At 61.3% G+C, this 26,085-nt stretch carries 25 protein-coding genes; 9 read left to right on the forward strand and 16 right to left on the reverse strand.

Features of this window, described 5'->3' with window-relative positions:
* Positions 1–8: 8 nt before the first annotated feature.
* The 11 genes from JFN93_RS11940 to JFN93_RS11990 all read right to left on the reverse strand — a co-directional run bounded on the left by JFN93_RS11940 (position 9) and on the right by JFN93_RS11990 (position 11,261).
* Positions 9–2,546 carry a cobyric acid synthase gene (locus JFN93_RS11940; protein WP_236021686.1) on the reverse strand — a complete coding sequence of 846 codons (2,538 nt, stop codon included), beginning with the start codon at positions 2,544–2,546 and terminating at the stop codon, positions 9–11.
* 44 nt (positions 2,547–2,590) lie between these two features.
* Positions 2,591–2,998 (reverse strand): GxxExxY protein, encoded by a 408-nt coding sequence (locus JFN93_RS11945; RefSeq protein WP_199384314.1) that lies wholly within the window; start codon positions 2,996–2,998, stop codon positions 2,591–2,593.
* 97 nt (positions 2,999–3,095) lie between these two features.
* Positions 3,096–4,163 carry a cobalt-precorrin 5A hydrolase gene (locus tag JFN93_RS11950; RefSeq protein ID WP_199384315.1) on the reverse strand — a complete coding sequence of 356 codons (1,068 nt, stop codon included), beginning with the start codon at positions 4,161–4,163 and terminating at the stop codon, positions 3,096–3,098.
* A 92-nt stretch (positions 4,164–4,255) separates the two neighbouring features.
* Positions 4,256–5,020, reverse strand: a complete 765-nt coding sequence (cobM, locus tag JFN93_RS11955; RefSeq protein ID WP_199384316.1) for a precorrin-4 C(11)-methyltransferase — start codon at positions 5,018–5,020, stop codon at positions 4,256–4,258.
* A gap of 137 nt (positions 5,021–5,157) precedes the next feature.
* A complete protein-coding gene (gene cobI, locus JFN93_RS11960) occupies positions 5,158–5,859 on the reverse strand; it encodes a precorrin-2 C(20)-methyltransferase (RefSeq protein ID WP_199384317.1) in 702 nt (233 codons plus the stop codon).
* Positions 5,859–7,076: a precorrin-6y C5,15-methyltransferase (decarboxylating) subunit CbiE gene (gene cbiE, locus JFN93_RS11965; protein WP_199384318.1), complete on the reverse strand. Its 1,218-nt coding sequence runs from the start codon at positions 7,074–7,076 to the stop codon at positions 5,859–5,861. Before cbiE ends, cobI begins: the two co-directional genes overlap by 1 nt.
* 179 nt (positions 7,077–7,255) lie before the next feature.
* Positions 7,256–8,356 carry a cobalt-precorrin-5B (C(1))-methyltransferase CbiD gene (gene cbiD, locus JFN93_RS11970; RefSeq protein WP_199384491.1) on the reverse strand — a complete coding sequence of 367 codons (1,101 nt, stop codon included), beginning with the start codon at positions 8,354–8,356 and terminating at the stop codon, positions 7,256–7,258.
* A 64-nt stretch (positions 8,357–8,420) separates the two neighbouring features.
* On the reverse strand, positions 8,421–9,062 hold the full coding sequence (locus JFN93_RS11975) for a precorrin-8X methylmutase (RefSeq protein WP_199384319.1): 642 nt from the start codon (positions 9,060–9,062) through the stop codon (positions 8,421–8,423).
* Positions 9,062–9,445, reverse strand: coding sequence for a sirohydrochlorin chelatase (locus JFN93_RS11980; RefSeq protein ID WP_199384320.1), 384 nt, complete (start codon positions 9,443–9,445; stop codon positions 9,062–9,064). The genes JFN93_RS11975 and JFN93_RS11980 overlap by 1 nt, the downstream gene beginning before the upstream one ends.
* 60 nt (positions 9,446–9,505) lie before the next feature.
* Positions 9,506–10,795 (reverse strand): M16 family metallopeptidase, encoded by a 1,290-nt coding sequence (locus tag JFN93_RS11985; RefSeq protein WP_199384321.1) that lies wholly within the window; start codon positions 10,793–10,795, stop codon positions 9,506–9,508.
* A gap of 13 nt (positions 10,796–10,808) precedes the next feature.
* Complete coding sequence (locus tag JFN93_RS11990; RefSeq protein ID WP_199384322.1) at positions 10,809–11,261, reverse strand: YqaA family protein; 453 nt, start codon at positions 11,259–11,261, stop codon at positions 10,809–10,811.
* 361 nt (positions 11,262–11,622) lie between these two features.
* Here JFN93_RS11990 and aroF point away from each other — a divergent pair, with 361 nt between their 5' ends.
* The 6 genes from aroF to JFN93_RS12020 all read left to right on the forward strand — a co-directional run bounded on the left by aroF (position 11,623) and on the right by JFN93_RS12020 (position 19,116).
* Positions 11,623–12,642 (forward strand): 3-deoxy-7-phosphoheptulonate synthase, encoded by a 1,020-nt coding sequence (aroF, locus tag JFN93_RS11995; protein WP_199384323.1) that lies wholly within the window; start codon positions 11,623–11,625, stop codon positions 12,640–12,642.
* Positions 12,643–12,947: 305 nt separating this feature from the next.
* Positions 12,948–13,643, forward strand: a complete 696-nt coding sequence (locus tag JFN93_RS12000) for a class I SAM-dependent methyltransferase (protein ID WP_199384324.1) — start codon at positions 12,948–12,950, stop codon at positions 13,641–13,643.
* A 194-nt stretch (positions 13,644–13,837) separates the two neighbouring features.
* On the forward strand, positions 13,838–14,299 hold the full coding sequence (locus JFN93_RS12005; RefSeq protein WP_199384325.1) for a hypothetical protein: 462 nt from the start codon (positions 13,838–13,840) through the stop codon (positions 14,297–14,299).
* Between the two features lie 452 nt (positions 14,300–14,751).
* Positions 14,752–17,127, forward strand: coding sequence for a peptidase U32 family protein (locus tag JFN93_RS12010; RefSeq protein WP_199384326.1), 2,376 nt, complete (start codon positions 14,752–14,754; stop codon positions 17,125–17,127).
* 200 nt (positions 17,128–17,327) lie between these two features.
* On the forward strand, positions 17,328–18,218 hold the full coding sequence (gene hslO, locus JFN93_RS12015; RefSeq protein WP_199384327.1) for an Hsp33 family molecular chaperone HslO: 891 nt from the start codon (positions 17,328–17,330) through the stop codon (positions 18,216–18,218).
* 268 nt (positions 18,219–18,486) lie between these two features.
* Entirely contained in the window at positions 18,487–19,116 is a 630-nt protein-coding gene (locus JFN93_RS12020) for a cyclase family protein (protein WP_199384328.1), read from the forward strand.
* Positions 19,117–19,352: 236 nt separating this feature from the next.
* On the opposite strand, the gene JFN93_RS12025 is transcribed toward JFN93_RS12020, so the two are convergent.
* From JFN93_RS12025 to JFN93_RS12035, 3 genes are read right to left on the reverse strand one after another with little or no spacing between them, the layout of a single operon-like run.
* Complete coding sequence (locus JFN93_RS12025) at positions 19,353–19,928, reverse strand: hypothetical protein (RefSeq protein ID WP_199384329.1); 576 nt, start codon at positions 19,926–19,928, stop codon at positions 19,353–19,355.
* Between the two features lie 42 nt (positions 19,929–19,970).
* Entirely contained in the window at positions 19,971–20,849 is an 879-nt protein-coding gene (locus JFN93_RS12030) for an RluA family pseudouridine synthase (RefSeq protein WP_199384330.1), read from the reverse strand.
* On the reverse strand, positions 20,846–21,367 hold the full coding sequence (locus JFN93_RS12035) for an NUDIX hydrolase (RefSeq protein ID WP_199384331.1): 522 nt from the start codon (positions 21,365–21,367) through the stop codon (positions 20,846–20,848). Before JFN93_RS12035 ends, JFN93_RS12030 begins: the two co-directional genes overlap by 4 nt.
* Positions 21,368–21,581: 214 nt before the next feature.
* On the opposite strand from JFN93_RS12035, the gene JFN93_RS12040 reads away from it, so the two are divergent.
* Positions 21,582–22,034 carry an FKBP-type peptidyl-prolyl cis-trans isomerase gene (locus tag JFN93_RS12040; RefSeq protein ID WP_199384332.1) on the forward strand — a complete coding sequence of 151 codons (453 nt, stop codon included), beginning with the start codon at positions 21,582–21,584 and terminating at the stop codon, positions 22,032–22,034.
* A gap of 151 nt (positions 22,035–22,185) precedes the next feature.
* On the opposite strand, the gene gdhA is transcribed toward JFN93_RS12040, so the two are convergent.
* Positions 22,186–23,535: an NADP-specific glutamate dehydrogenase gene (gene gdhA, locus JFN93_RS12045; protein ID WP_199384333.1), complete on the reverse strand. Its 1,350-nt coding sequence runs from the start codon at positions 23,533–23,535 to the stop codon at positions 22,186–22,188.
* Positions 23,536–24,039: 504 nt separating this feature from the next.
* Positions 24,040–24,516, reverse strand: a complete 477-nt coding sequence (locus JFN93_RS12050) for a ferritin family protein (RefSeq protein WP_199384334.1) — start codon at positions 24,514–24,516, stop codon at positions 24,040–24,042.
* Positions 24,517–24,664: 148 nt separating this feature from the next.
* On the opposite strand from JFN93_RS12050, the gene JFN93_RS12055 reads away from it, so the two are divergent.
* Positions 24,665–25,549, forward strand: a complete 885-nt coding sequence (locus JFN93_RS12055; RefSeq protein WP_199384335.1) for a complex I NDUFA9 subunit family protein — start codon at positions 24,665–24,667, stop codon at positions 25,547–25,549.
* Between the two features lie 128 nt (positions 25,550–25,677).
* On the forward strand, positions 25,678–26,076 hold the full coding sequence (locus tag JFN93_RS12060) for a GxxExxY protein (RefSeq protein ID WP_199384336.1): 399 nt from the start codon (positions 25,678–25,680) through the stop codon (positions 26,074–26,076).
* The last annotated feature ends 9 nt before the right edge of the window (positions 26,077–26,085 follow it).

A 26,085-nucleotide genomic window follows, 5' to 3' on the forward strand; every position in this document is an offset into this window, starting at 1 on the left:
GCCCGGCGTCATCCGAGGCACCCGGCAACCGGCTCGCCGCAGATAGTAAAAATCCGCTCCAGGTCCAGGTGCTTTTCCAGGTGATCGGCCAACTGATCGAGGGGATCGGTCCCGGCAACCGTTGCTTCACGCTCGGCAACCCCCCTGGCGCGGCGCAGCCGGTTCAACAATGCCGTGCGGAAGCCGTGGTTGTCGAAGATCCCGTGCAGGTAGGTTCCGAAGACGCGGCCGTCCTCCGAGACGGCACCGTCACCCAAGGTGACCGCCGCACCGGAGCGCTCGGCAAGGGTGGCAAACGGAGCGGCGTGGGGCCCGAGCGTGGTTTCACCCATATGGATCTCGTAACCCGCCACGTCCGGCCCGCATCCCGGTGCCACCGCAAGCCCGGCATCGGTCAGCCGCCCGGTGACCCGGTGGGTTTTCTTGCTCCCGATCAGCGTGGTTTGAACGTCAAGCAACCCGAGCCCGGTGGCCTCATCGACGTCGCTTTCCACGCGCTCCGGATCGGCGACGCAGGTGCCGAGGATCTGGTAGCCGCCGCAGATCCCGGCGATCATGCCGCGATAGCCGCGGATCGCATCGAAGAAGCCCACTTCACGCATGCTATTGAGATCGGCAATGGTCGACTTGGTGCCCGGGATAACCACCAGGTCGAAGCGGTCCAGACCTTCCGGAGCGTCGAGATAGCAGAGTTCGACGTCCGGCTCGCGTTCCAGGGCGGCGAAGTCGGTGTAGTTGGAAATACGCCCCAGCCGTACGACGCCGATCTTCAAAGGCGCCGCCGAGGCACCCGGGCGGGTGCTCCGTTTGCGCAGGGCAACGCTGTCTTCTTCGGGGACGGCAAAGCCGGTAAACCAGGGGACCACGCCCAGAACGGGGACGCCGGTCTTCGCTTCGACGAGGTCGATGCCCGATTTAAGCAGGGAGGCATCGCCGCGGAACTTGTTGATCACGATCCCTTTAACCTGCGCCCGTTCGGCCGGTTCGAGGAGCTCGAAGGTACCGACGATCTGGGCGAAGACTCCGCCGCGGTCGATGTCGGCGATGAGGATGGCGGGAGCCCCGGCCATCTCGGCGGCCTTGAGGTTGGCGATGTCGTGCGCCTTGAGGTTCACCTCGGCAATACTCCCCGCCCCTTCCATGACCACGAATGAGTAGCGGGACTTCAGGCGCTCGAAGCTTTCCCGCACCTTTTCGAAGGCGACCGGCTTGTACTGGTGGTACTGCTTCACCGCCATGTTGCCGACCACCCGTCCCTGGACGATGACCTGGCTTCCCAGGTCCGAGTTCGGCTTGAGCAGGACCGGGTTCATGTCGGTGTGGGGCTCGATGCCGCAGGCTTCCGCCTGGACCGCCTGGGCACGGCCGATCTCGCCCCCCTCCGGAGTGACCGCCGAGTTGAGCGCCATGTTCTGGGATTTGAACGGTGCCACGGCAATGCCGCGCCGCTTGAGGACCCGGCAGAAACCCGCCGCCAGGACGGATTTGCCGACATCGGAGCCGGTGCCGCAGAACATCACCGCACGGGGAGAAACCGGGGATCGGGGGTCGCGGGTCTGGGGTCGGGGGGAATCGGTGGCCGATGCGGCGGCCACACCTGTAGGAGCGGCATTCCTGCCGCGATCCGCGCTGCCGGAAGTCAAGGTCGGTTCCAAACCTTCAGCCGCCGCAGTGGCATCCACTGTGGGAGCGCCATTCCCGGCGCGATCAACTGCGTCGGTTCGCGCCAGGAATGGCGCTCCCACCGAGTTGGCGCTGGCCATCGTGGCGGCGTCGACATCTGCCTTCCGGGACCGCGTGCGGTGCGATCCATCGGTGGTGTAGCCGCGGGGAGTGAGGATCCGGCCGTCACGTAAAAGCCTCGTGGCGCTGTTGCCGACGATGACGATGGAGAACATGTCAATGGGATGCTGCAGCATGTCGCCGAGGGTCGTGATGATCCGCTCTTCCCCGTCGCGGCAGGCGTTTCTCACGATGCCGACGGGAACTTCCGTCCCGCGGGCTTCGATGAGGATCGCGGCAGCCTCTTCGATCTGGGTGACCCGCCCCTTGCTGCGCGGGTTGTAGAGGGCGACGACGAAGTCCGCAGCTGCCGCGGCCTTGAGCCGCAGCCGGATGGTCTCCCACGGCGTCATCAGGTCGGAAAGGGAGATGACGGCGAAGTCGTGCATGAGCGGCGCGCCGAGGACGGAGGCGGCCGCCTGCACCGCCGAGACGCCGGGGATGATGACGATCTCCAGGTCGGAATCCATGTCATCGGCGAGTTCCAAGGCCAGTCCGGCCATGCCGTAGACGCCGGCGTCACCGCTGGAGACGAGGGCCACCGTTTTGCCGGTGGCGGCGATGTCGATAGCCTGCCGGCAGCGTTCCACCTCGCGCATCATGCCCGAGGAGACGACCTCTTTTTGAGCCAAAATCGGCTCGATCAGATCGAGGTAGGTCTTATAGCCGACGATGACATCTGCGCCGTCGATGGCGGCGCGGGCCTCGAAGGTCATATGATTCAGCCCGCCCGGGCCAATGCCTACCACACTCAATTTGGACATCAAACAAACCTCATTTAACAAGGATGAACAGGATAGACAGGATATTAGATCTTGAGACCTTGTATTGCATATCCATCTGCACTTGAACTAAAAAGCCTTTTGAATTCAAGCTTTGGATTTCCAAAGTTAATCAAAAGCCCGACCTGAATACCTGTTGCTCTCAGGTAATTTATTGTCTGAGCCATGTGCTCCGGTGCTATTGCTTTACACGCCTTCAGTTCAACGATCACTCGGTTTTCGACCACAATGTCAGCCTTAAATTCTCCTACATTTTCTCCACGGAACTTTACGGACAAAGGCACCTGATTATCAACAATGAGACCTTTTTGTTTCAAAGCTAATAGAAGTGAATTTTCGTAGACAGATTCCAGGAATCCGGCACCTAGCTCGTTTATTACCTCGAAGCTCGCTTCAAGAATCTTCCCAGTAACGTCTTCATGAAGAAGTGCCATAACCTCGACCTCCCATTAGAAAAAAGGATGAACAGGTTATACATGACACACCATCCAAATCCAGCAGCTGTTATTCGAAAAAAAGTTCCTTATCCTGTTAATCCTGTGCATCCTTGTTAGATAACGCCTCTGCAACCGCCAAGGTGACGTTGCCGCTTTTAACTTTGCGCAGGATGATCCGGCCCCCGCAGGAGGCGAGCAGGGCCGCGGGCTCGGCGACGCCTTTCGCCCCGATCGCCGCCAGCGCATGTTCGGAGGGGGGAGAGGGAATTTCCACCTCGTTCAACTCGGCGCTTTCGAAGGAAACCAGCGGCAACCGCGCCAGCGCGGCGAATTCCACCAGCCCCGGTTCGCTGCGCTTGGCGGCGGCAGTTGCCACACAACGCACCCCGCGCAGCGAAATCCCCAGCTGTTCCAGGTTCTCCCGCACCACGGCCTCGATCTCCGCCGCAGAAGTCCCCTTGTTGCAACCGATGCCGAGGAATTTCCGCCTCGGCCGCAAGACCAGGATCCGCTCCCCGGCACGCTCCGCCGGAACGACGGCGTCGGTGACGAAAACATACCCGGCGGCGCCGGCGGCCAAGGCATCATCCACGCGGTCATGGAAGATGACCTCGCCGCGTCCCCCGAAGTAGCGCTGTACCGCACCGGAAGGGTCCACCACCGCGATCGGCTCCCCTTCCAAAAGCAGCGCATTCAGGTACTTCACCTGGCCCAGGTCGTCGATCTCCCAGTGGTGTTCCTTGGCCAGCATGTCGAAGGAGGGAAGGTCGTTGGCGTCGGTCGCGGTGGTGACGACCGGAACGCTCCCGGTGAGGGCGGCACAGCTTCGGGCCAGGGCATTGGCTCCGCCGAGATGGCCGGAAAGGAGGGAGATGGCGAACCGGCCGGCATCGTCGATGGCCACCACCGCAGGATCGGTGTCCTTCGATCGCAGCAGGGGTGCCACGGTGCGGACCACGATCCCGGTCGCCATGATGAAGACGAAACCTTCGTATTCAAGCCACAACCGCTCGACCAGTTCGCGCACCCCACCGGAGAACGCGGCCGCCTTCCCGGTCGCGAAGCGCTCCGTCACGAACAGTTCCCCCTTGGGGAATCCCTCGAGCAACACCTGTCCCAGCCGGGCCCCGTTTCGGGTTATGGCGATGATGGCTACACGCATATGTCAATGCGCAATGAACAACGAACCATGAGCAGAGGCAGTGACTGGATCAGCAGTCCTGCCCATTGCTCTTTGCTCATCGCTCATTGCCTTCACGCTCTGAACTCGTGGCTGAAGTCTTTGTCGTAGAGTTGGGATTTGGCGGCGAGGCCGGCGGTGCGGGCGTTCAGGACGTCGCCGACGATGATCAGCGCCTGCTTGCCGATGCCGGCTTCCCGTACTTTTCCCGCGATGTCGGCCAGCGTTCCTTCGATGACCTGCTGGTCCGGCCAGGTGGCGCGCGCCACGATGGCAACCGGCGTCTCCGGTTGGTAGGCCCCTTCGAGCAGCTCGGCCACCACCTTCTCGATCATCCCGATGGAAAGGTAGATCAGCATGGTGGCACCGATGCGCGCGATCTCACCCAGCCGCTCCCGCTCCGGAACCGGGGTACGTCCGGCGATCCGGGTGATGATCACCGTCTGGCTCACCTCGGGGAGGGTCAGCTCCTGCTTGAGCGCCGCCGCGGCGGCAAAGGCACTGGTCACCCCCGGCACCACCTCGTAGGCAACTCCATACCGGTCGAGCTCGGCCATCTGTTCCTGAATGGCGCCGTATATGGAGGGATCGCCGGTGTGCAACCGCACCACCTTTTTCCCGGCGACCGCCGCGTGGACCAGTGCCTCGGTGGTCTCCTCCAGCGTCATGCCGGCTGAATCGAAGACCTCCGCGTTCGGCGCATAGCGCAACACCAGCTCGCGGTCGACCAGGCTTCCCGCGAAGACGATGACATCGGCTTCGGAAAGGAGGCGCGCCCCCTTCACCGTGATCAGTTCCGCATCTCCGGGCCCGGCTCCGACAAAGTAAACGATGGCCAACGTTATTCCTCCAGAATTGCAGACGCCCCAATCGGGGCGACAGACAAACGGTTGAAATATGCCTTAAGACAGGGTCTTAAGTCCCCCTTTGCAAAAGGGGGATTTAGGGGGATTTGCCTTTTCCAGAACCTTGAGCGTTACTTCTTCACGATCAACATGGAAAGGTAATCGAGCTTCTCGCCCTTCAGGGCTTCCAGGTCGAAGCGGACCTCTTCCTCGCTCGATCCGACCCGACGCACGAAGACCCCGTTTCTCTCCAGCCCCATCTCCTTGAGCACGCCGTAGATCCGGTCGAAGACCCGGTTCACCTTCATGAGGACGACGGTGTCGAACTGGCTGAGGGTTTCCTTCAGCTCCTCGTCCTCGTAGGTGGCGGGAAGGACCGCGATCCGCTCTCCCCCAAGCCCAAGCGGGACGCCGGCGGCGGCCGATGCGGCGAGGATACTGGAAATGCCCGGCACCACCTCGATCTCGATCTCGGGGTGCCGGGCCTGCAGGATGCGGTGCAGGTAAAGGTAGGTGGAGTAGAGGAAGGGATCCCCGATGGTGATGAAGGCGACCGACTTACCCTGGGCGATCCGCTGGCAGACCTGCTCGGCGGCCTCCTCCCAGAAGGTGTCGAGCCCCTGCTGGTCCTTCTTCATCGGGAAGAGCTGGACCAGCACCTCCTGACGGCTACGGTCGATGAATTCCTCGACGATGGAGAGCGCGTAGCTCCCCCCTTCCGCACCGCCGGTCGGCGCGCAGATAACGTTCGCATTCCGGATCACCCGCTCCGCCTTCCGGGTCAGGAGTTCCGGGTCGCCGGGGCCCACCCCGACGGCATAAACCTTTGCCACTACTCTTCCCCTTTCCAGGCCGTGATCACGTAGACGGGGTTGTGAGCGGCGAACATCTTGTATTCAGTGAGGGTGCGGGTCTTCGCGATGTTGACGCAGGTGACCTCGACGGTATAGCCGTGGTCTTCCAGAAACTCGACCGCCTTGGTGAGGGTGTCCAGGGTCACCGCGTTCAAAACAATGAAACCGTCCGGCTTGAGGCGCTTGTCGACCGCCTCGATGATCTCTTCGAGCATCCCGCCGGAGCCGCCGATGAAGACGCGGTCCGGGTCCGGCATGTCCTCCAGCCCTTCCGGGGCGAAGGATTCGGTGATCAGGACGTTGCGCGCGGAGAACTTCTTGAGGTTCTCACGCAGGAAGGAGAGGTACTGCGGGTTCTTCTCCACCGCGTAGATGCGGCCGTTGGGCATGAGGTTGCCGGCCTCGATGGATACGGAACCGCTGCCGGCGCCGATGTCCCACAGCACCAGGTCGTCCTGCAGCTGCAGCTTGCCGAGCGTTACCGCCCGGACCTCTTCCTTGGTGATGAGCTTTTTCGCGGTGGCGAATTCGTCGTCCCGGATGCCGATCATCGGGTAGTTCTGCAGGGTCGGTTCCCAGGTCTTGATGAGGATCAGGATGTTGAGCGGCGAGCAGGAAAGTTCCGCCAGCCCCCGCACGTCGGTCTTGGTGAACTTTTCGCCGGTGAGCCCCAGGTCCTCGCAGACCCAGGCTTCGTACCCTTCTGCACCCCGGGCGATCAGCTCACGGGCGATCACGGCAGGGGTGTTGGTGGCGTCGGTGAGAACGGCGGTCTTCTCGGAGGCGATGATCCGGTCCAAGGCCGGCTTGATGCCGCGGCCGTGGACCGAGACGAAGGTCGCGTCATCCCACGGCTCCTTGATCCGGGCAAAGGCGTACTGGACGGAGGTGACGTTCGGGTAGATCTCCACCCGGTCCTTGGGGAGGTTGCGCAGGAGAAACCGCCCGACACCGAAGAAGTTGGGGTCGCCGGAGCCGAGCACCACGGTCATCTTTTCCGTGCTGCGCAGGTATTCCAGCATGATGGAGAGGTCCTCCAGCAGCCGTTTTTCCCCCGGGAAGTCGGGGAAGATGTCCAAAAGGCGCTGGCTGCCGATCAGTACCTCGGCGTTGTCGATCACCGCCAGGGCCTGTTTCCCGAACCCTTCCCAACCTTCTATCCCGGCACCGACGAGACAAATTTTCTGTTTCGGCATGGACTCTCCCCTCTCAAAAAACTGCACAAGAACTTCAATAACAGGCTAAAGATCCGCACGAGGTCCCTCCCCCTTCAAGGGGGGGGACCGCGCGTGAGCGCGGCTTGCAACAAGCACCCATCCTCACCCCGACCCTCTCCTTGAAGGAGAGGGAGGAAGCAGGTTTTGTATCAACCAAGCTACCGGCTGAACTCTGCTCCGGTCCCGCAGTACAGCATCTCGCCGTGGTAGCCGGCGAGAAAGACAACGACGGAAAGCCCGGGGACCAGGGCGGCGGCGGTCATGGCCGCGCGGCCGCAGACGATCTCGATCAGCCGGCGGTCGTAATCCGAGGCGATCAAAAGTTCCCGCGCCGTGTTGCAGCCGCGGGCCTTCTCCGCCAGGTGCGCGGTCCCGGGATCTTCTTTCAGCCACCCCGCCAGGACCTCCAGGTCGAGCTCCGAAGAGGTGACATGGGTCTGGGGGTGGCCGCAGGCGATCTTCACCAGCTTGGCGAACTGCGCCGCGATCACCACCCGGGGAACCCCCTTTTTGGCGCAACTCTGGGCGGCATAGCCAAAATGGTCGCCCATCATGACATAGGACTCGTCGGCCAGTTTTTCCTTGTCGCGGAAGTGATTCTGCGCAGCGAGCTCCGAGCTTCTCCCGGTGGCAAGCACGACGGTCCGGCAGCCGCAGGCCAGGGCGACGTCGACCGAGGTGTCGATGGTGTCGGTCCAGGCCTTGGTCGAGATCGGCTTCACGATCCCGGAGGTCCCCAGAATGGAAAGGCCGCCGACGATGCCGAGCCGCTCGTTCAGGGTCTTCTTCGCCAGTTCCTCGCCGTTGGGGATGCTGATGGTCAGGGTGAGGGTGGCCGGCACGCAGCGGACCGCGAACACCTCCTTCACCGCCTCCTGGATCATGCGCCGCGGCACCGGGTTGATCGCCCATTCCCCGACCGCAACCGCGAGCCCGGGCTTGGTGACCTTCCCGATCCCCACCCCGCCTTTCAGGATGATCCGGTGCTTGGTGAAGAAATCCACCGTGGCGGTCGCGTGGATCTCGGCGCCGTTGGTGATGTCGGGGTCGTCCCCCGCATCCTTGACCACGAAGCAGGAGGCTCGGTTACCTTCGATCACCTGCCCCTGGATCGCGAACCGCGCGGTCTGGCCGCAGGGGAGCGGAAGCACCACTTCGTGCACCGGTACCTGGTCCCGCAACATCTGGCAGGCAGCCTTAACCGCAGCCGCCGCACAGGAGCCGGTGGTATAGCCGTATCTGAGATTCTTGTCGGTCATCGTCTGGTCCAGGTTGATCACTCATCCGCGGGGCGCTGCTGACGTCCCGCCCATAACTAACGGCTCACGACTCAGCGGCCTGGATCACTATTGCATTGATAATGGCGGCAGCTACGTTGGATCCCCCCTTGCGTCCCCGGTTGGTGACGAAGGGTAAATCCGGCAACTCCTCGGCAAGCGTAAGGAGCGCCTCCTTGCTCTCGGCAGCGCCGACAAAACCGACCGGAAGCCCAACCACCAGGGCGGGGCGTACCCCCTCCTCGCGGACCAGCCGGATCAGTTCGAAAAGTGCCGTCGGCGCGTTGCCGATGACGAAAATCCCGTTGGCGGCATCCTGCGCCCCCTTGCGCATGGCCAGGATGGAACGGGTGATACCCTGTGCCTTCGCCTCGCGGGCCACGTCGGGGTCGGCGACGAAACAGCTCGTTTTCACGCCGAACTGCGCCAGCCGCGCCTGGGAGATCCCGGAGAGGGCCATGGTGGTATCGGTGACGATACCCCGCCCGGCCTTGAGCGCTGCGATCCCGCGGGCTACGGCGTTGGCCGAGATGCGCATGGTGACGGCGTACTCGAAATCCGCGCTGGTATGGATGGCGCGGCGCACCAACGGCCAGTCGCATGCCGACCAGCTATGGGGGCCCAACTCTGCTTCGATGATCTGGAAGGAGCGTGCTTCGATCTCCTCCGGCGCAAGGTGCACCGACATCAATGCCACCCCGTGTCGGTCAGGCTCTCGGCGATCCGCTCCACCACGATTTCGGCGAGCTTGGGATGGGGCCCCAGGTGCCGACCGAGGGTCATTTCGATCCCCGGATGGCGCTGTTTCGCCTCCTCCAGCTCCTCGGGGAGGTCCTCCTGGACGTGGGCCCCCAGGTAAAGGAAATAGGGGACCAGGAGGATGCGCCGAGCCCCCTGCGCCACGCAGTTGTCGACCCCCTGCTGGATGTTGGGGAGGTGCTGCTCGCGGAAAGCGACTTCCACGATGTCGTACTGGGTGATCTCTTTAACCCGTGCCGCGATGATGCGGGCGGCGTCGTTGGCCTCGGCGATCCGGCTGCCGTGAGCCAAAAGAAGAATGGCAGTGTTCATGGTGTTCCTTGTTTCGGTGATGTTTGCCCGTCGGGGGCCGATCGGACCCGCCGGGGAGTGTTAAAACAATTTGGCGTACTGCTTTACCGCCCGCTCCACCTCGCGGCGGGCCGCCGCCTTCCAGGGGCCGACCGCCACCAGGTTCAGGTTCGCCGGGGCGAACAGGTCGCGCGCCGTGGCCATGATCTGCGCCGCATCGATCGCCTCGGCCTCGGCCCGGTCCTCTTCGAGAGTCCGCACCATCCCCATCAGCTCGCCCCAGCCGTAACGGACCTGCATCTCGTAGGTCGAATCCCGGCTGTACTCCAGGTCGTAGAAATAACCTTCCTTGACCCGCTTGAGCTCCTCGGCGGTTCCCGGGTTGAACGCGATGTTGTGCACTTCTTTCAGCACCTCGGAGACCGCCAGGGGGAGGTTCTCCGGAGCCGTGGCCAGCTCGATGGCAAAGGCGCCGGTCTCCTCGTAGGCGGCCAGCGAGGCATCGACCGAGTAGACGATCCCGAGCTTCTCCCTAAGCGTCAGGTGCAGCCGGGAGCTGCCGCCGCCGCAGAGCATGCGCCGGATCAGCCGAAGCGCCATGATGCGCGGGTCCTTCCGGGCAAAGCCGCGAAAAGCAAGCTGCAGGTTCACCTGGCTGTCCGAATCCTTGACGAAGAGCGTCTGCGGCTCGCGCTGCGCGTTTTTCGGCTCTTCGGCCACCGGGGGGTGCCCCCCTTCCCAGCCGGAAAAGGCATCGGCGCAGGCAGTAAAAAAGCGCTCCGGCTCCACCTTCCCCGCCGCCACGATCAGGGCGTTGGACGGGATGTAGTAGCGGCGCAAGTGATCGCGCAGGTCCTTTTCCTCGATGGCGGCAATGGTGTTCAGGTAGCCGATGGTCGGCATCCCCAGGGGGTGGTCGGGCCAGAGCAGACGGCTGGAGAGGTTGTTCGGATTGGTCTCGTCGCCCCGCTCGTTGATGTCCTCGAGCGCCTCCTCGGTGATGATCCGCTTTTCAATGTCGATCCCGGGCAGGGTCGGGCGGAGCAGCATCGAGGAGAAGAGCTCGATGCCGCGCGGAATCTCGCCGGGATGGATGCGCGAAAAGTAGCAGGTGGTCTCCTCGTCGGTGGCAGCATTCACGCTCCCCCCGATCGCCTCGAACGCGATCTCCAGCTCCAGGTTGGAGGCGAACTCACTCGAGCCGCGAAACAGCATGTGCTCGAGGAAATGGGAGATACCGGCTTTTTCAAAGGTATCGTTGCGCCCCCCCGCCCGGATGTAGACGGCGATTTCGGCGCTGTGCAGGTGCGGCATCTCCACGGCTACCAGTCGCAGGCCGTTGGGTAGCACCTTCTTGCTGCAGTTCAGCATCAAACCTCCGGGATCAGATTGCCGCGGCCCCCTTCAGGGTCACCCAGGCAACCGCCGCGTAACGGGCGAGCTTGCCGGTGGCCACCAGAAGCGAAAAGCGGATGAAGCGGACCCGGAGCACCCCCCCGACCAGGCAGAGGGGGTCACCCACTACCGGGAGCCAGGAGAGGAGCAGGGAATAGGAGCCGAAGCGCTCGTAGAGCCGCTCCGCCTTCTGCGTCGTTTTCGGGTCCATGCGCAAAAGACGGGTCTTCAGAAAGTCGGCGCCGTAAAGTCCAATCAGGTACGTAGTCAGTGCCCCGAGGTAATTGCCGCAGGTCGCCACCGCCACCACCGCAAACGGATCGCTCCGGGAAAGGAGCATGGTAACCACCAGCCACTCCGATCCGAGGGGGATCAAAGTGGAGGCGAGAAAGCTCAGAAAAAACAGGGATAAAAAGCCGTAATTGGCCAGCCATTCATGCATTTGCCCGTCAAATTAACGGAAAGGTTTTCGATTGTCAAAAGAATCTTGTTTTGCGGTGGTCGCAGTTTTTTCTTGACATCGATCCGCAAAAGGGGCAAGAATTCCGCACCATGAAAAACGCCTGCTATTTTTCCTTTTTTAACTTTTACTTTTGGTGCGGCTTTTATTTTAGGCCGTCTGCCCGGGGTTGAGGTTTGATTTAGGAAGCAGGAACTAAACTACCAAACCGAAAGCCGAGGCGGACAGAGAGATCCCCCCCGGCTTTTTTTGATTCCAAGTGAATCGCGAGCAGCAAATGCAAGGGCCGGGGGAGCAATCCTCCGGCCCTTCGTCGTTTCGGGAATCCAAAGGGGGCAACAAAATGATCGTCGTCATGAAATCCGGAGCAGCCAGGAAAGAGCGGGAAGCGGTAACCAAGAGGATCCGTGAGCTGGGCTACACCCCGCACATCATTCACGGGACCACCCGCGACGTCATCGGCGCCGTAGGCGACGAGCGGGCCAAGAGCGTGCTGCAGACGCTGGAGTCGATGCCCGGGGTGGAAAGCGTCGTCCCCATCCTCCAGCCGTACAAGCTCGCCTCCAAGGAGGTAAAGAAGGAATCGAGCGTGGTGCCGGTCTCCGACACCGTCGCCATCGGCGGCAAAGAGATCGTCGTCATGGCCGGCCCCTGTTCCGTGGAAAACGAGGCACAGATCATCGAAAGCGCGCTGGCGGTCAAGGCGGCCGGCGCCCAGATGCTGCGCGGCGGCGCGTTCAAGCCGCGGACCTCCCCCTACTCCTTCCAGGGGCTTGAGGAGGAAGGGCTCAAGCTGCTCGCCAAGGCGCGCGATCTTACCGGCCTTCCCTTTGTGACCGAGGTCATTGACCCGGAGTCGGTCGACCTGGTCGCCTCCTACGCCGACATGCTCCAGATCGGGGCACGCAACTCCCAGAACTTCGCCCTTTTGCGCAAGGTCGGCCAGATCAAGAAACCGATCCTTTTGAAGCGCGGCATGTCAATGACCATTCAGGAATTTCTGATGAGTGCCGAATATATCATGAGCGAGGGCAACCAGTCGGTCATCCTGTGCGAGCGCGGGATCCGGACCTTCGAGACGGCGACCCGGAACACCCTCGACCTTGCGGCGGTCCCGGTGCTCAAGGCGAAGACCCACCTCCCGGTGGTGATCGACCCGTCCCACGCGACCGGCAACTACCATTACATTGCACCGATGTCCTACGCTGCCGTCGCCGCCGGCGCGGACGGCCTGATCATCGAGGTGCATCCCGATCCGGAGCACGCCTCCTCCGACGGCCCGCAGTCGCTCAAGCCGAAGAAGTTCGCGGCCCTGATGGAGAAACTGCGCCTGTTCGCCGAAGCGGCCGACCGGACGCTGTAGCGTGCCGTAATCGTGTAGGAGCGACATTCCTGTCACGCGATTCTGCACGATGATCAGTGTCAGCAAGACCTTGGGCTCCCCCCCTTTGGCAAAGGGGGGGACGGGGGGATTTGCTTTTGAGGTTTTGCAGTACAAAACCCTAGAGGCAAATCGCCCTAATGCCCCTTCGCAAAGGGGGACTTGATTGGCTGAGCCTTGGAGATGCCCATGCAAAATCGGAAGGAGCAGGCCCTGCAGTAACTAGCAGTAATGAACTTCCCCCTTTCGCAAAGGGGGACACGATCGGTTTCAGGTGGAGGGTAGTGATGAGCAGCATCAGGTACGAAGATGCGGTGCCGTGGGGGCGGTCCTTCGACGAATACCGGCGCATGTTCCGGCTCACCGACGAGGACCTCGGCAAGAAGATCATCGGCGCCGCCGACGGCCCGGCCAGTTTCAACGCGGTAATGAAACGGGAGGGACGCCATGTCGTCTCGTGCGATCCGCTTTACCACTGTTCCGGCGACGATATCCGGAACCGCATCGAGGCGACCTACCATTCCGTTCTCGCCCAGACCGCGGCAAACCAGCACCTTTTCGAATGGGACGAGATAGAATCCCCGGATGCCCTGGGTGAGCTGCGCATGAAGGCAATGCAGGATTTCCTCAGCGATTACGACCAGGGCCGGACCGAGGGTCGCTATGTTTCCGGGAAGCTTCCCGCCCTCCCCTTCGAGAACGGGACCTTCGACCTGGCGATCTGCTCCCACTTCCTTTTTCTCTACTCGGACAACCTGCCGCTGCATTTCCACCGGAAGGCGGTGGACGAACTCTGCCGGGTGGCGAAGGAACTGCGCATCTTCCCCCTGCTCACCTACCGGGGAACCCCTTCCCCGTTTGCGGCACCCATCGTCGACTACATGCGCTCCCGCGGCTACGAGGTGAGCGTCGAAGAGGTACCGTACCGGTTCCAGCGCGGCGGCAACAAGATGCTGAGGATCACCCGCAGCCACGACTGCTGAGCCCTCGCCAAAACCTCCCGATCCGCTATCATTGGCGGATGCCAATTTCCGGCAACCCAGAACAGCCACTGCGAACCGGTACGGTGTGCCCCCCAGGAACAGAAGGTCCCCTCCCCGGCCGGGAGGGGACGGGGGAAGCCGCCGCGGCGTGAGCGGTCCGCTGCTTGAGGTTGCCTACCAGGGAGGTATCCCCCATGCGACGCCCCATTCTCGTTTCCCTCCTTTGTCTCGTCCTCACTCTCCATCCAACCCACGCCCGCGCCCAAGGCGACAGCGAAGCCAGAGTATTGCAGGACTTCGAGCGCATCCTCGACCTCTGGCGGGACGGCAAGTATGCCGAGCTGTACGAGCGGACCCTGATACCGGGGAGGGAGAGTCGCGAGCAGTTCGCGCGCCGGCTCTCCGCGGCTCCGCGCCGGCCGGCCTGCTGCTGGGAAAAGATGCAGAACGCCAAGGTGAGTTTCAAGGGAGAGCGCGCCGCGGTGGTCAAGGCGCGGTTGGGATTTGAAGGTGGGGTCTCCGGGACCGAGTACGTAACCAAGGGGATCAAGCTGAAAAAAGAAGATGAGGTCTGGATGATCTCGCAGACCGACCTCTTTGCCCTGGGGAACCTGGTGAAGAAAAGGACCCGGTACCGGTACGTTCCGGTCCGCTGACCTCTTCCCGGGCCGGCAGACGACGGTGCATCTTCTTCGATTGCAGCCGCTTTACCCGGTGGGAGCGCCTTTCCAGGCGCGAATGAACCGCTTCATCACCGCCTGCGGCGGATCGCGCCAGGAATGGCGCTCCCACAATAACTTCCCACCTGAAGGGGCCGCACGCTGCGCCCGCCAGTTCCGCTCACCTCCCCCCTTTGACAAAGGGGGGCCGGGGGGATTTGCCTTTTAGCTCACCCTGTAAACCTCAGAGGCAAATCCCCTAAATCCCCCTTTTTCAAAGGGGGACTTCAAAACCCTGCCTTTTCATGCAACCTGCGTCCGGTTTATCAGGGCCGTCATAGAGCATTTCGGACCAAATCTATCCTAAATTTCCTCCGAACCCCGCCTTACCATTACGCTTTTCCGATGACTGATTGACTCAACTGCCCATTTTCCGGTACTCTAGCCGGATGTCCAAGTCCATTAGCACCCCCAAGAAACCGGAACTGCTGTCTCCCGCAGGCTCCCTCGAAGCATTTTTCGCCGCCATGGAGAAAGGCGCCGACGCGGTCTACGCCGGCCTCAAGGACTTCTCCGCCCGCGCCAAGGCCAAGAACTTCTCCCTTTCCCAGATGGAGCGGATGACCACCTACGCCCACAGTATGGGGCGCAAGATCTACGTCACCCTCAACACGCTGGTCAAGGAAGCGGAACTCCCCCAGCTCGTCGAGACCCTCGCGGCCCTTGAGGTGATGCGGGTCGACGGCGTCATCCTGCAGGACCTCGCCGTGGCGCGGCTCGCCCGCCTGCATTTCCCGGGCATCCCGCTGCACGCCTCAACCCAGATGACCATCCACAATTCGCTGGGGGTGAAGCAGCTCGAAGAGCTCGGCTTCGAGCGGGTGGTGCTTGCCCGCGAGCTGCACCTCAACGAGATCAAATCCATCATCGATACCTGCGACGCCGAGATCGAATGCTTCATCCACGGTGCGCTCTGCTTCTCCTTTTCCGGCCAGTGCTTCTTCTCCTCCTTCCTCGGGGGGCACAGCGGCAACCGCGGGCGCTGCGCCCAGCCCTGCCGGCGCCAATATAAATACAAGGGGAAGGAAGGGTACTACCTCTCCACCAACGACTTCTCCAGCATCGAGATGATCCCGCACCTGGCGCAGGCCGGCGTTGCCTCGCTCAAGATCGAGGGGAGGATGAAATCAGCGGAGTACGTGGCGAGCGTGATCGGCGCCTACCGCATGGTCCTGGACGCCCCGGAAGGGGGACACGACGCCGCCGTCGCCCAGGCGAAGGAACTCCTGAAACTCTCCTTCGGCCGGGTCCCCACCAAGGGATTCCTTGCCTCCCACACCCCGACCGACATCTCGACCCCTTCGATCAAAGGGGCCACCGGGCGCTACCTCGGCGACATCCGCGCCATCCGTGGCGGACGCATCTCCTTTGAGACGCGCGATCGGCTCCACGTCGGCGACCGGATCCGGGTCCAGCCCAAAACCGACATGGCCGGACGCGCCTTCACCATCAAGGAACTCTTCATCTTCGACAAGCCGGTGAAGAACGTGAAGGAAAACACCCTGGTGTCGACCCCTTCGCCGTTCCCGTTCAAGCTTGGCGATTCCGTCTTCAAGGTCTCCTCGGAGACCGCCTTCACCATGAGCGAAAACGCCTGTCTCAAGCGGCTGGACGCGGTGAAGGGCGACTGCATTCCGTGCGAGCTCGCCATCTCGCATGCCGGCGAGTCGATGCGGATCGCGGCCAGGGTTGCCGGGCAGGAATTCGTCAAGGAGTTCCCGCTTGGGCCGCTGGAGCCGGCGCGCAGCTCCGACATGGAAAGCGTGCTGCGGGGCCAGTTCTCCAAATGCGGCGACACCTCGTTCAACCTCCGTTCGCTCTCCGCTCCCGATTTCCCGGCGCTCCTCATCCCGGGTCCGCTGCTCAAGGAGGTCCGCCGCGGCTTCTATGCCTGGCTCGCCGAGCAGGTGGTGGGTGCCCTCAAAAAGCAAAGCCGCCTCGGGCGCGAGCAGGCGCTCGCCTCGCTGGTCCCCTCCCGCCCCGCTCCGGCGCGCGGCAAGGAGGAGCTGCTGGTCCAGGTGGAGCAGGCCAAGGACTGGTTCGAGCTGCACCGCGACATGGTCGACTCGGTGGTGCTGCCGGTGTCCAAGGCAAACATGCACCAGGTCCGTGAACTCGCCCGGAAGGTGAAGGGGAAAGAGGACCATATCATCTGGCAACTCCCCTTCATCATCTTCGAGGCGGACCTTCCCTTCTACCGGGAGGCGGTGACGCAGATCCTGGGGGCGGGCTTCAAGCGCTTCGAGCTCACCAACCTTTCCCAGTTCCAGCTTTTCAAAGGGACCGACGCCGAGCTTTCCACCGGCTACCGGCTCTTTTCCCTCAACTCGCAGGCGCTGTTGAGCTGGCAGGAGCTCGGCGCGGTGCGGTCGACCCTCTACATCGAAGACGACCGTGAGAACCTGGCCCGGGTGCTCGCCGCCGACGTGCGGATCAAGAAAAGCGTCGTGCTGTACGCGCCGATCCCGGTCATCACCTCGAAGATCGGCATCAAGGAGCTCAAAGGAGACGTGCCGATCACCTCCGACCGCGGCGAGGCGTACACGGTGAAGGTGAAGGACCACCTCACCGTGGTGAGCGCGAAGACGCCCTTTGCCCTCACCCAGTACCGGTCCGAGCTGCGGCAGGCCGGCTGCGGCTCCTTCACTTTGGACCTTTCCCTGCTGCAGCAGCAGGAGGAACGGGATCAGGTTTTGGAAGCCTATCGGAAAGGGGTTGCCGTTCCCGGGGCATCCGAATTCAACTACTCCGCCGAGCTGGTCTAGCATTGAAGAGACAATTGAGCACGGACAGTTGACAACGGAGGCGGATCAAACTTTGAATCCGCCTCTTGTTTATGACAAAACTCCGTGGTGTTGGAATATGATTGATTCAAGTAATGTCATTGACTCTGTCATCGTTCGCTGTTTTGTAACGTTATGTAAAGAAATCCGCTTACCACAGATCCTGTTCGAGAGGTAAAACCGTGAACGATTATCTCGTAAGAATTCTGGCGAAGTCCGGCAACGTACGAGGCCTTGCCTGCACCACTACCAATCTCGTGGAAGAGATCTGCCAGCGCCATGGCACGCTCCCCACGGCTTCGGCCGCGCTGGGGCGGGCCTTGACCGCGGGAACCCTTTTGGGTGCCATGCTGAAGACCGGACAGCGCGTCGCGCTCCGCTTCGAGGGGAGCGGGCCGCTGAAGAAGATCGTGGTCGAAGCCGACAGCAACGGCGCCGTCCGCGGCTACGTGGGGGATTCGCAGGTGCAGATGTTTCGCCCGGACGGGCGGCTCGACATCCCTTCAGCACTGGGGCGCGCCGGTTTCCTGACCGTGGCCAAGGATCTGGGAATGAACGAGCCGTATCGCGGGATGGTCCAGCTCTACACCGCCGAGATCGGCGAGGACGTGGCGCTGTACCTGGTGGAATCGGAACAGATTCCCTCCGCGGTCGGCCTGGCCGAGTACGTCAACGAAAAGGGTGAAATCGCCGCCTCGGGAGGTTTCCTGATCCAGGCGGTGCCGCCGGTCGATCCGGATGTCGTCGAAAAGCTCATGGAACGGATCCAGCAGCTTCCTCCGCTGAGCGAATTGCTGCGCAAGGGAACCACGCCGGAGCAGATCCTGGAGCTTCTTTTCGCCGAGATTCCCTACGACACCCTCGAAAAGCACGCCCTCGCCTTTGCCTGCAGTTGCAGCAGGGAACGGATCGAACGCGTCCTGCTCTCCCTGGGGAAAAAGGAACTGATTTCCATGCGCAAGGAGCAGCACGGTGCCGAGGTCACCTGCGAGTTCTGCGGCGAGCACTACCTGTTCAACGAAGGCGATATGGAACGGCTGATCAACGAGGGTTCTGCCGAGGAGAAAGAGTAAGAGCAGGCTTTTTACGGCGTGAGCAGAGTGCACCGTGGTGCAGGAGCAGGCGCCGTACTGTGGGAGCGCCATTCCTGGCGCGATCCGCCGAAGGCGGCAACCTACTCGGGTCATTCACTCCGAGAAAACTAGGGCACTCCCACAGTTCATTACCTCCGGCTTCTTATTGCGGCTCCAACCAGTTAATGTCGCCCCCAAAGCGTTACCGTTGAAGGTTCTTCCTGCGCTATAATCGTGCGATCTCACCACCCCCCAGCGAGAGGTTCTCATGACCATCCATGACATTACCGTGGCAATTTCCTCCGAACTCCCCTACTACCCCGGCGACGTTGCCGTCAGCCTTTCCCCCTGGAACTCCATCGCCAACGGCGACGAAGCCAACCTTACCCGCCTCACCCTCTGCAGCCACAGCGGCACCCATGTCGATGCCCCACGGCACTTCAACGACCAGGGGATAACGGTTGACCTCCTGCCGCCGGAGATATTCCTCGGACCGGCCGTCGTCGTGGAAATCAGCGGGGTCGCAGCCATCGGAGCGCAGGAACTGCGACAGTTCCCGCTACAGGGTGCCCAGAGGGTTCTATTGAAAACGGGAAATAGCGATCTGTGGAAGAGCGGCTCTTTTTCGACCGACTATGCCGCGCTATCGGTGGACGGAGCCAGGTACCTGGTCGAATTGGGGATCAAGCTGGTAGGAATCGACTATCTGTCGGTGGAACCGTTCCACGGGAATGGAGATGTGCACCGGGCCCTGCTTGATAACGGGGTAATCATTCTGGAAGGATTGAATCTCTCGGAGGTGCCCCAAGGAGAGTACGAGCTGATCTGCCTGCCGCTGAAGATCAAGGGGTGCGATGGCGCGCCGGCACGGGCGCTGCTGCGGACGCTCAGCAAGTAACAGCTCCTCGTTCTCGTTCCCAAGCTCCAGCGTTTCTTGTTCCCAAGCTCCAGCTCGGGAACGCCCATCCGATCTCGAAGCTCCAGCTTCGCATGCTCAGATACAAGCTGAAGCTTGGCATATCATTGCGTTCCCAAGGTGGACCTTGGGAACGAGTCCTACGTCCCTCCAAAACAAAAGGAGCGTTTCGACGAGTCGAAACGCTCCTTTCTTTTCTTCAGCGTCAAAGCCAGATACTAGTGCACGTGCTCCGGCTTCTCTGCGGCGGGCTTGCCGGCCTTGTCACAGCAGGGTTGCGGCGCCGCCTTTTTCATCTTCGGGCAGTTGTCGCAATCCATCCCGGCGCCCTTGCCGTCCTTCCCCATCGTGTCGCAGTTGCCGTCCGGGCAGGGTTTGCCGGCTCCCTTTTTCATCTTCATGCATTTCGGGCACGTGGAGCAGTCACACGGCTTGCCGTCTTTCATCTTCGGACAATCCGCACACCCCGGGCAGTCGCACTTGCCGTTTTTCATGTGGACGCAGCCAGCGCACTCCTTGCAGCCTGCGCCATGCTTCATCTTCGCGCATTTGTCGCACTCCTTCGGGCACGGCTTGCCGTCTTTCATCTTCGGACAGTCCGCGCACTCCTTGGGACAAGGCTTGCCGGCCTCTTTCATCTTGGCGCACTTGTCACAGCCCGGCTGGGCCGCAACCTGCCCCTGTTTCATGCATTTGTCGCAGGGCATCTCCGACTGCTGATTGGCCCACACCGCAACCGAACCGACTACGGCAAACACGACTACGAGCAGTACGCCCAAAAGCTTCTTTTTCATGTAACCCTCCTGTTAAGAAGTCCCATGAGGTGGGATCAGGTGTTATTGAAGGAGATCTGCCGGTGCGGCTGCGGCAAAGGATGGATCGGGCGGGGCAACCGCCTCGATGAACTTTCCGTTGGGGGTCGTAAAACTCATGCTGCGGCAGTGCAGCATCATCCGGGCGGCCGGAACCCCGCCGTACGGCTCGTCGCCGACGATGGGAAAACCGGAATGGGTCAGATGGACCCGGATCTGGTGGGTGCGGCCGGTCAGCGGCCGTGCCTCGATGGCGGTCACCCCGTTGCCTTCTCCAAATACGCGGAAGAGCGTCCGGGCGGAGCGTCCCGGCAGCGCCACGCCGTAACGGAACTTGCTCAGCTTGGCGATCGGCGCGTCCACCTCCCACTGCTCCTGGTCCGGAGAGCCGGAAATCAGCGCCCAGTAGGTCTTGCTCACCTTCCCCTCCTTGAGGAGGTTCGAGATCAGCGTCGCCGCCTTTTTGTGCTTGGGCCAGAACATGACGCCGCTGGTGCCGCGGTCCAGCCGGTGCACGACCCGCGCCGGCTCGGTGAGGCCAATGCTGCGCAGGTAGCAGTCGACGGCGTACTCGACGGTTCCCTTCAACTGGTACGGGGTCCGCTGGCTGTTGAAACCGGAGGCCTTGAGCACCGCCAAAAAATCGCGATCCTCGTAAAGGAGATCCCCCTTGGCGTAGACCAGCTCGATGCAGCGCTCCGGCTCCATGATCCCGAGCGCGATCTCGTCCCCTTCCTTGAGGGCCCGCGAGGCGACCCGCACCAGGGATTGATTAATGTTGCAGCCGCCCCAGTCGATGACGCGGCGGATCTCCCCCTTGGAGAGCTGGGGGAAGATCGCCTTCGCCCCGTCGTCCAGGCGCATCCCCGCCTGCTCAGCTGCCACCCGAGCGGTCAATATCATGAAAGGTGCCTCTGTGCCCGCAGCAGGGCGGTTATGGTCTTGCCGTCGGTGATTCTTCCGTCAATGGCCATGCCGAGAGCCTCGGCATAGGGGAGTCTCACGCAGGCGATGTCCTCGTAATCCTCAGGGTCCGCTTCCCCCTGGGTGAGCCCCTTCGCGAGGAAGAGATGAATCACCTCGTCGAACACCCCCGGGGAGGAATGCAGGATCCCTAAGGGGACCAGAGCGCCGGCGGTGAGGCCGGTCTCCTCGACCAGCTCCCGTGCCGCGGCAAGTTTCGGGTCTTCTGCGGGGGCCAGCCGTCCCGCGGGGAGCTCCAGCAGGAAATCGTCCGCAGCCGGTCTGAGCTGGCGGATCAAGGTGACCGAACCATCCTCATGAACGGGGAGAACCGCCGCGCCGCCGGGATGCCGGACTATCTGATAGGTGTACCAGCCCTGGTTGCCGATCATGACGTCCATCTGCTCGACGTCGACCACCAGGCCGTGAAAGATCATCTGTCTGTTTTTCGTTTCCATGGGAACCTCAAAGGTTCATTAGTAACATTTTCGTAAGGGAATGTGAAGGGAGAATGAACCCTTGCCGCACCGTTCTCCCATCTGCCATAATACCCGTTGTCGGCAGGCAACTGGCTGCCCGACGCAGAGACGAATAAAAACTGGCATGTGGACGAGCAATCTGGTAGGCTCTCCCGGATTTGCTCCAAAATAATCGGTTAAAAGGCGGTGCAAAATGGCACAGGCAAAACAAGGGGACCGGGTAAAGGTCCATTACACAGGCAGGCTCGACGACGGCACCGTCTTCGACTCCTCGGAATGCGCTGACGATCAGTGCGGGTGCGGCCACGGCCCGCTCCAGTTCACCATCGGGCAGGGAGAAGTCATTCCCGGCTTCGAGAACGGCGTGGTCGGTCTTTCGGTTGGTGAGTCCAAGACGATCCATATCCCGGTTGAAGACGCGTACGGGGAGCGGATCGATGAAATGGTTGCCGTCGTTCCGCGCGGCGATCTCCCCGCCGAGCTCTCTCCGGAAGTCGGGCAGCAGCTCGAAGTGACCCAGGAAGACGGCCAGGTATTCCAGGTGCTGATCACCGAGGTCACCGACGAGTCGATCACCATCGATGCCAACCACCCGCTTGCCGGGCAGGCGCTCAACTTCGACATCAAACTGGAGGAGATCCTCTAAGGATTTCCCTCCCAGCTACAGAAAAGGCCCTTGGCAGCAACGCCAAGGGCCTTTTTTTGTCCGGGATCCCCCCCACACCGGCCCGCTTAAGCACGGGGTTGAAGTCCCCCTTTGGCGAAGGGGGGGGATTTGCCCTTAAGGTTTTACCGGATCAGATGAGTCCGTGGGCCACCATCGCCTTGGCCACCTTGATAAAGCCCGCGATGTTGGCGCCGTTTACGTAGTTCCCCGGCGTGCCGAATTCATCCGCGGTTTCGTAGCAGAGGTCATGGATGTTCTTCATGATTTCCGCCAGCCGCTTCTCGGTGTAACCGAAGGTCCAGGTGTCGCGGCAGGCGTTTTGCTGCATTTCCAGCGCCGAAGTGGCAACCCCGCCGGCGTTGGCCGCCTTGCCCGGGCCGTAGGCAATCCCTGCCTCCAGGAACGCGCGGACCCCCTCCGGGGTGGTCGGCATGTTCGCCCCTTCCCCCACCGCGATGCAGCCGTTTTTCAGCAGGGTGATCGCGTCCTTGCCGTTGATCTCGTTCTGGGTTGCCGACGGCATCGCCACCTTGCAGGGAATCTCCCAGATGTTGCCGTTCGGCGTGTAGCGGGCGTCCTTGTGGTACGTCGCGTAGTCCTTGATCCGGCAGCGCTTCACCTCTTTCAGCTCCTTGATCAGATCGAGGTCCAGCCCCTTCTCGTGGTAGATGACGCCGTCGGAATCGGAGCAGGCGACGCACTTGCCGCCGAGCTGGTTGATCTTCTCGATCGTGTAGATGGCGACGTTGCCCGAGCCGGATACCGTGCAGACTTTGCCGTCGAAGGAGTCACCCTTCACCTTGAGCATGGCGTCGACAAAGAAGGTGGCGCCATAGCCGGTCGCCTCGGTCCGCACCAGCGACCCGCCCCAATCCAGCCCTTTCCCGGTCAGGACCCCCGGCTCGTAGCGGTTGGTGATCCGCTTGTACTGGCCGAACATGTACCCGATCTCCCTGCCGCCGACCCCGATGTCGCCGGCCGGGACGTCGGTGTGCTCGCCCAGGTGGCGGTAGAGCTCGGTCATGAAGCTCTGGCAAAAACGCATGATCTCGTTGTCGGACTTACCCTTGGGATCGAAGTCGGAGCCCCCTTTGGCGCCGCCGATGGGTAGACCGGTCAGGGAGTTCTTGAAGATCTGCTCGAACCCCAGGAACTTGATGATCCCGAGGTAGACGGAGGGATGAAAGCGCAGGCCCCCCTTGTACGGCCCCAGGGAGCTGTTGAATTCCACCCGGAAGCCGCGATTGATCTGGACGTCGCCGTGGTCGTCCTGCCAGGGGACCCGGAAGATGATCTGTCGCTCCGGCTCACAAATCCTTTCGATGATCTTGCGTTCGCAGAATTCCGGATGCTTCACGAGCACCGGTCCCAAAGACTCCAGTACCTCGCGAACCGCCTGGTGGAACTCGATCTCTCCCGGGTTCCGCTTCAGCACTTCCTGGTAAATCGGCTCAACCTTTTCGTCAATGACTGGGGACATACCTTCCTCCTCGTTGAGATAGGGGGCAACGCTGCCGCCCCAAAAACCAAAAAAGCACATTGGTAGCCCCACGTTATACCCACCTCATGCCCATTTAGCAAGCAGTTTATGCCGCGTTTTTATACAGATATGCTTACAAATTTGGCATTATGCTTATTTGCTCGACATCACCGTAAATTGAGCTGAAGTATTGTGCAGTCAAAGGCAAGACTGCTGCCTATTTTATATGCAGACAATACCGTGAGGGAGGTAATGACGTCCAGCCGACCCGTTTCTCATCGTGGGCTGGCCGTGCGGCGGGGAGTTCGACTGGTCCAGGGGGCTATAGCGGTGGGGCGGGAGAGACAAGGAGCCAGTTGGTTGAGGCGAGGTTTATTGTTGACGCTTTTCGGGGGAGAGGAAGGCAGCATGAAAAAAACCCCTTACCCGCGGTCGGGTAAAGGGCTTTTTTCTTTTGATCTGCAAAGGCCGGCTGCCATAGCCGGGGTGGCGCCGTTGGGCGACCTAGTTTTCCGCCATGAAGTGGGCCTCGTAGAGGTCTTCGAGGGCCTGGAGGTGCCGGGTCTCGTCAGCGAGCATCTTCTGGAACAGCGCCCCCATCGGTGCACCCTCGCATCCATTGGACATCTTCTGGTAGAACTCGATGGCGCCCTTTTCCAGGTGGATCGCGTAAGCCAGTGCTTCGCGGGCATCAGAATCCGGACGGAGTTCCTTTTTCGCCAGCACGTAGTCGAGATTCATGGTCGGAACCGGCTTTTGCAGCTCACCGCCACCTTTCATCTCGCCCTCAACCAGGGTCTTTTCCAGTTGATGCTTGTGCTCGAGTTCATCCAGCGCGGCTTCCTTGAATATCTGGCGCGCCGCCTTGTCTTTTACGGTGCGGAGAGCGGTAAGATAGTTCCTGAACCCCTCTTCCTCCATCTTGGTGGCCATCTCTATCGCGGCTTCAAACGTGTAACAAACATCACCTTGCTCAGCCATGGTAGTTCTCCTCTGCCGTTTAGATTACGAGGTTTTTAACACAAGAAGCGTTTAAGCACAAGCTTATGTATACAGAATCGCTGCCGGATGGCATTTTTTATGAGGACTGTTACACTACTCCAGCTCATTAACAGCAAGGAGGTTCACTATGAAGGTTTTTCTTACCGGCGGTACTGGATTTGTCGGGCGCCATGTCCGTAAAGCCTTGTTGTCCCGCGGACATACCATCAAGCTCCTGGTTCACCGGAAAAGCGGCGCCCTGGAACCGGGCGAGGAAGAGGTCTCCGGGGACGTCGGCGATGCCTTCACCTTCTCCGATGCCGTCCGCGGCTGCGACGCGACCATCAACCTGGTCGGGATCATCAGGGAATTCCCGGGACGCGGGATGACCTTCAACCGGCTCCATGTCGAGGCGACCAAGAACGTCATCCTCGCCGCCAAGGGGGCGGGGGTCACCCGCCACCTGCAGATGTCGGCGCTGGGAACGAGCAAGGAAACGGGGGGCGGCTATTTCCGCACCAAGTGGCAGGCGGAGGAGGAAGTGCGCCAGTCCGGTCTGGGATACACCATCTTCCGCCCCTCCATCATCTTCGGGCCCGAAGACGACTTCGTGAACCAGCTCGCCGGCATCATCCGGACCGCCCCGGTGATGCCGATCATCGGTGACGGGGAGTATCCGATGCAGCCGATTTCCGGCGACGACGTGGCGCGCTGCTTCGCCGAGGCGCTGGAGAAGCCGGAGACCGTAGGGCAGACCTACGAGCTTTGCGGCCCGGACCGGATGAGCTACAACGAGCTCGTCGACACCATCGGGCGGGCCATGGGGAAAACCGTGCTGAAGGTGAAGAGTCCGCTCTTCCTTATGAAGCTGGTGGTGCCGCTCCTGGAGCGGGTCCCCTTTTTCCCGATCACCTCCGACCAGCTCGGGATGCTGATAAAAGGGAGCGTCTGCGACTGCAGCTGGCAAAAGACCTTCACCTTCGAGCCCCAGCACTTCGCCGAGGGAATCGGGAAATATCTCAAGAGGACTTAAAAGCCAGATTACTAAATCTGGCCGCAGATGAACGCAGATAAACGCAGATGTTTTTTTGGGATCAATTTCGCAAAACTTCTAGTTCACCTGTCTGCATCCGCGGCCGTTTCAGTAAGGGAGCAAGTGCCATGGATAAACTTACCGACCGGATTATCTGTTGCGCTTTTACTGTCTCCAACACTCTTGGCGCTGGCTTTCTCGAAAAAGTTTACGAGAACGCGCTGGCCCACGAACTGAGCAAACGTGAACTAACCGTGCAGCAACAGGTACCGGTCCCGGTATTTTATGACGGCGTCATTGTTGGAGAGTACTACGCTGACATACTTATCAACGGGCAAGTGATTGTCGAACTGAAAGCTTCTAAAGCTCTGGATGCCGTCCATCTCGCTCAGTGCATGAACTATCTGAAGGCAACCGGGCTGAAAGTCTGCCTTCTTCTGAATTTCGGTAATGCCAAGGTTGAGATAAAACGTGTAGTCAACGGCTATGAACGCGCTGAGGAATACAGTTCAACAACGACCTTCTGAGGGTTTCTT

The sequence above is a fragment of the Geomesophilobacter sediminis genome (assembly GCF_016458275.1).
Classification (GTDB): Bacteria; Desulfobacterota; Desulfuromonadia; order Geobacterales; family Geobacteraceae; genus Geomesophilobacter; species Geomesophilobacter sediminis.

Bases quoted from the DNA above. Each gene is read 5' to 3' on its own strand.
- JFN93_RS12060 (WP_199384336.1), top strand. From the start codon at position 25,678: ATGGATAAACTTACCGACCGGATTATCTGTTGCGCTTTTACTGTCTCC.
- JFN93_RS12055 (WP_199384335.1), top strand. From the start codon at position 24,665: ATGAAGGTTTTTCTTACCGGCGGTACTGGATTTGTCGGGCGCCATGTC.
- JFN93_RS11980 (WP_199384320.1), bottom strand. From the start codon at position 9,445: ATGAACACTGCCATTCTTCTTTTGGCTCACGGCAGCCGGATCGCCGAG.
- JFN93_RS12035 (WP_199384331.1), bottom strand. From the start codon at position 21,367: ATGGAAACGAAAAACAGACAGATGATCTTTCACGGCCTGGTGGTCGAC.
- JFN93_RS11940 (WP_236021686.1), bottom strand. From the start codon at position 2,546: ATGTCCAAATTGAGTGTGGTAGGCATTGGCCCGGGCGGGCTGAATCAT.
- JFN93_RS12050 (WP_199384334.1), bottom strand. From the start codon at position 24,516: ATGGCTGAGCAAGGTGATGTTTGTTACACGTTTGAAGCCGCGATAGAG.
- JFN93_RS11990 (WP_199384322.1), bottom strand. From the start codon at position 11,261: ATGCATGAATGGCTGGCCAATTACGGCTTTTTATCCCTGTTTTTTCTG.
- JFN93_RS11985 (WP_199384321.1), bottom strand. From the start codon at position 10,795: ATGCTGAACTGCAGCAAGAAGGTGCTACCCAACGGCCTGCGACTGGTA.
- JFN93_RS12000 (WP_199384324.1), top strand. From the start codon at position 12,948: ATGAGCAGCATCAGGTACGAAGATGCGGTGCCGTGGGGGCGGTCCTTC.
- JFN93_RS12030 (WP_199384330.1), bottom strand. From the start codon at position 20,849: ATGATATTGACCGCTCGGGTGGCAGCTGAGCAGGCGGGGATGCGCCTG.
- gdhA (WP_199384333.1), bottom strand. From the start codon at position 23,535: ATGTCCCCAGTCATTGACGAAAAGGTTGAGCCGATTTACCAGGAAGTG.
- JFN93_RS12010 (WP_199384326.1), top strand. From the start codon at position 14,752: ATGTCCAAGTCCATTAGCACCCCCAAGAAACCGGAACTGCTGTCTCCC.
- JFN93_RS12020 (WP_199384328.1), top strand. From the start codon at position 18,487: ATGACCATCCATGACATTACCGTGGCAATTTCCTCCGAACTCCCCTAC.
- cbiD (WP_199384491.1), bottom strand. From the start codon at position 8,356: ATGACCGACAAGAATCTCAGATACGGCTATACCACCGGCTCCTGTGCG.
- JFN93_RS11945 (WP_199384314.1), bottom strand. From the start codon at position 2,998: ATGGCACTTCTTCATGAAGACGTTACTGGGAAGATTCTTGAAGCGAGC.
- cbiE (WP_199384318.1), bottom strand. From the start codon at position 7,076: ATGCCGAAACAGAAAATTTGTCTCGTCGGTGCCGGGATAGAAGGTTGG.
- JFN93_RS12025 (WP_199384329.1), bottom strand. From the start codon at position 19,928: ATGAAAAAGAAGCTTTTGGGCGTACTGCTCGTAGTCGTGTTTGCCGTA.
- aroF (WP_199384323.1), top strand. From the start codon at position 11,623: ATGATCGTCGTCATGAAATCCGGAGCAGCCAGGAAAGAGCGGGAAGCG.
- JFN93_RS12005 (WP_199384325.1), top strand. From the start codon at position 13,838: ATGCGACGCCCCATTCTCGTTTCCCTCCTTTGTCTCGTCCTCACTCTC.
- JFN93_RS11975 (WP_199384319.1), bottom strand. From the start codon at position 9,062: ATGTCGGTGCACCTTGCGCCGGAGGAGATCGAAGCACGCTCCTTCCAG.
- JFN93_RS11950 (WP_199384315.1), bottom strand. From the start codon at position 4,163: ATGCGTGTAGCCATCATCGCCATAACCCGAAACGGGGCCCGGCTGGGA.
- JFN93_RS12040 (WP_199384332.1), top strand. From the start codon at position 21,582: ATGGCACAGGCAAAACAAGGGGACCGGGTAAAGGTCCATTACACAGGC.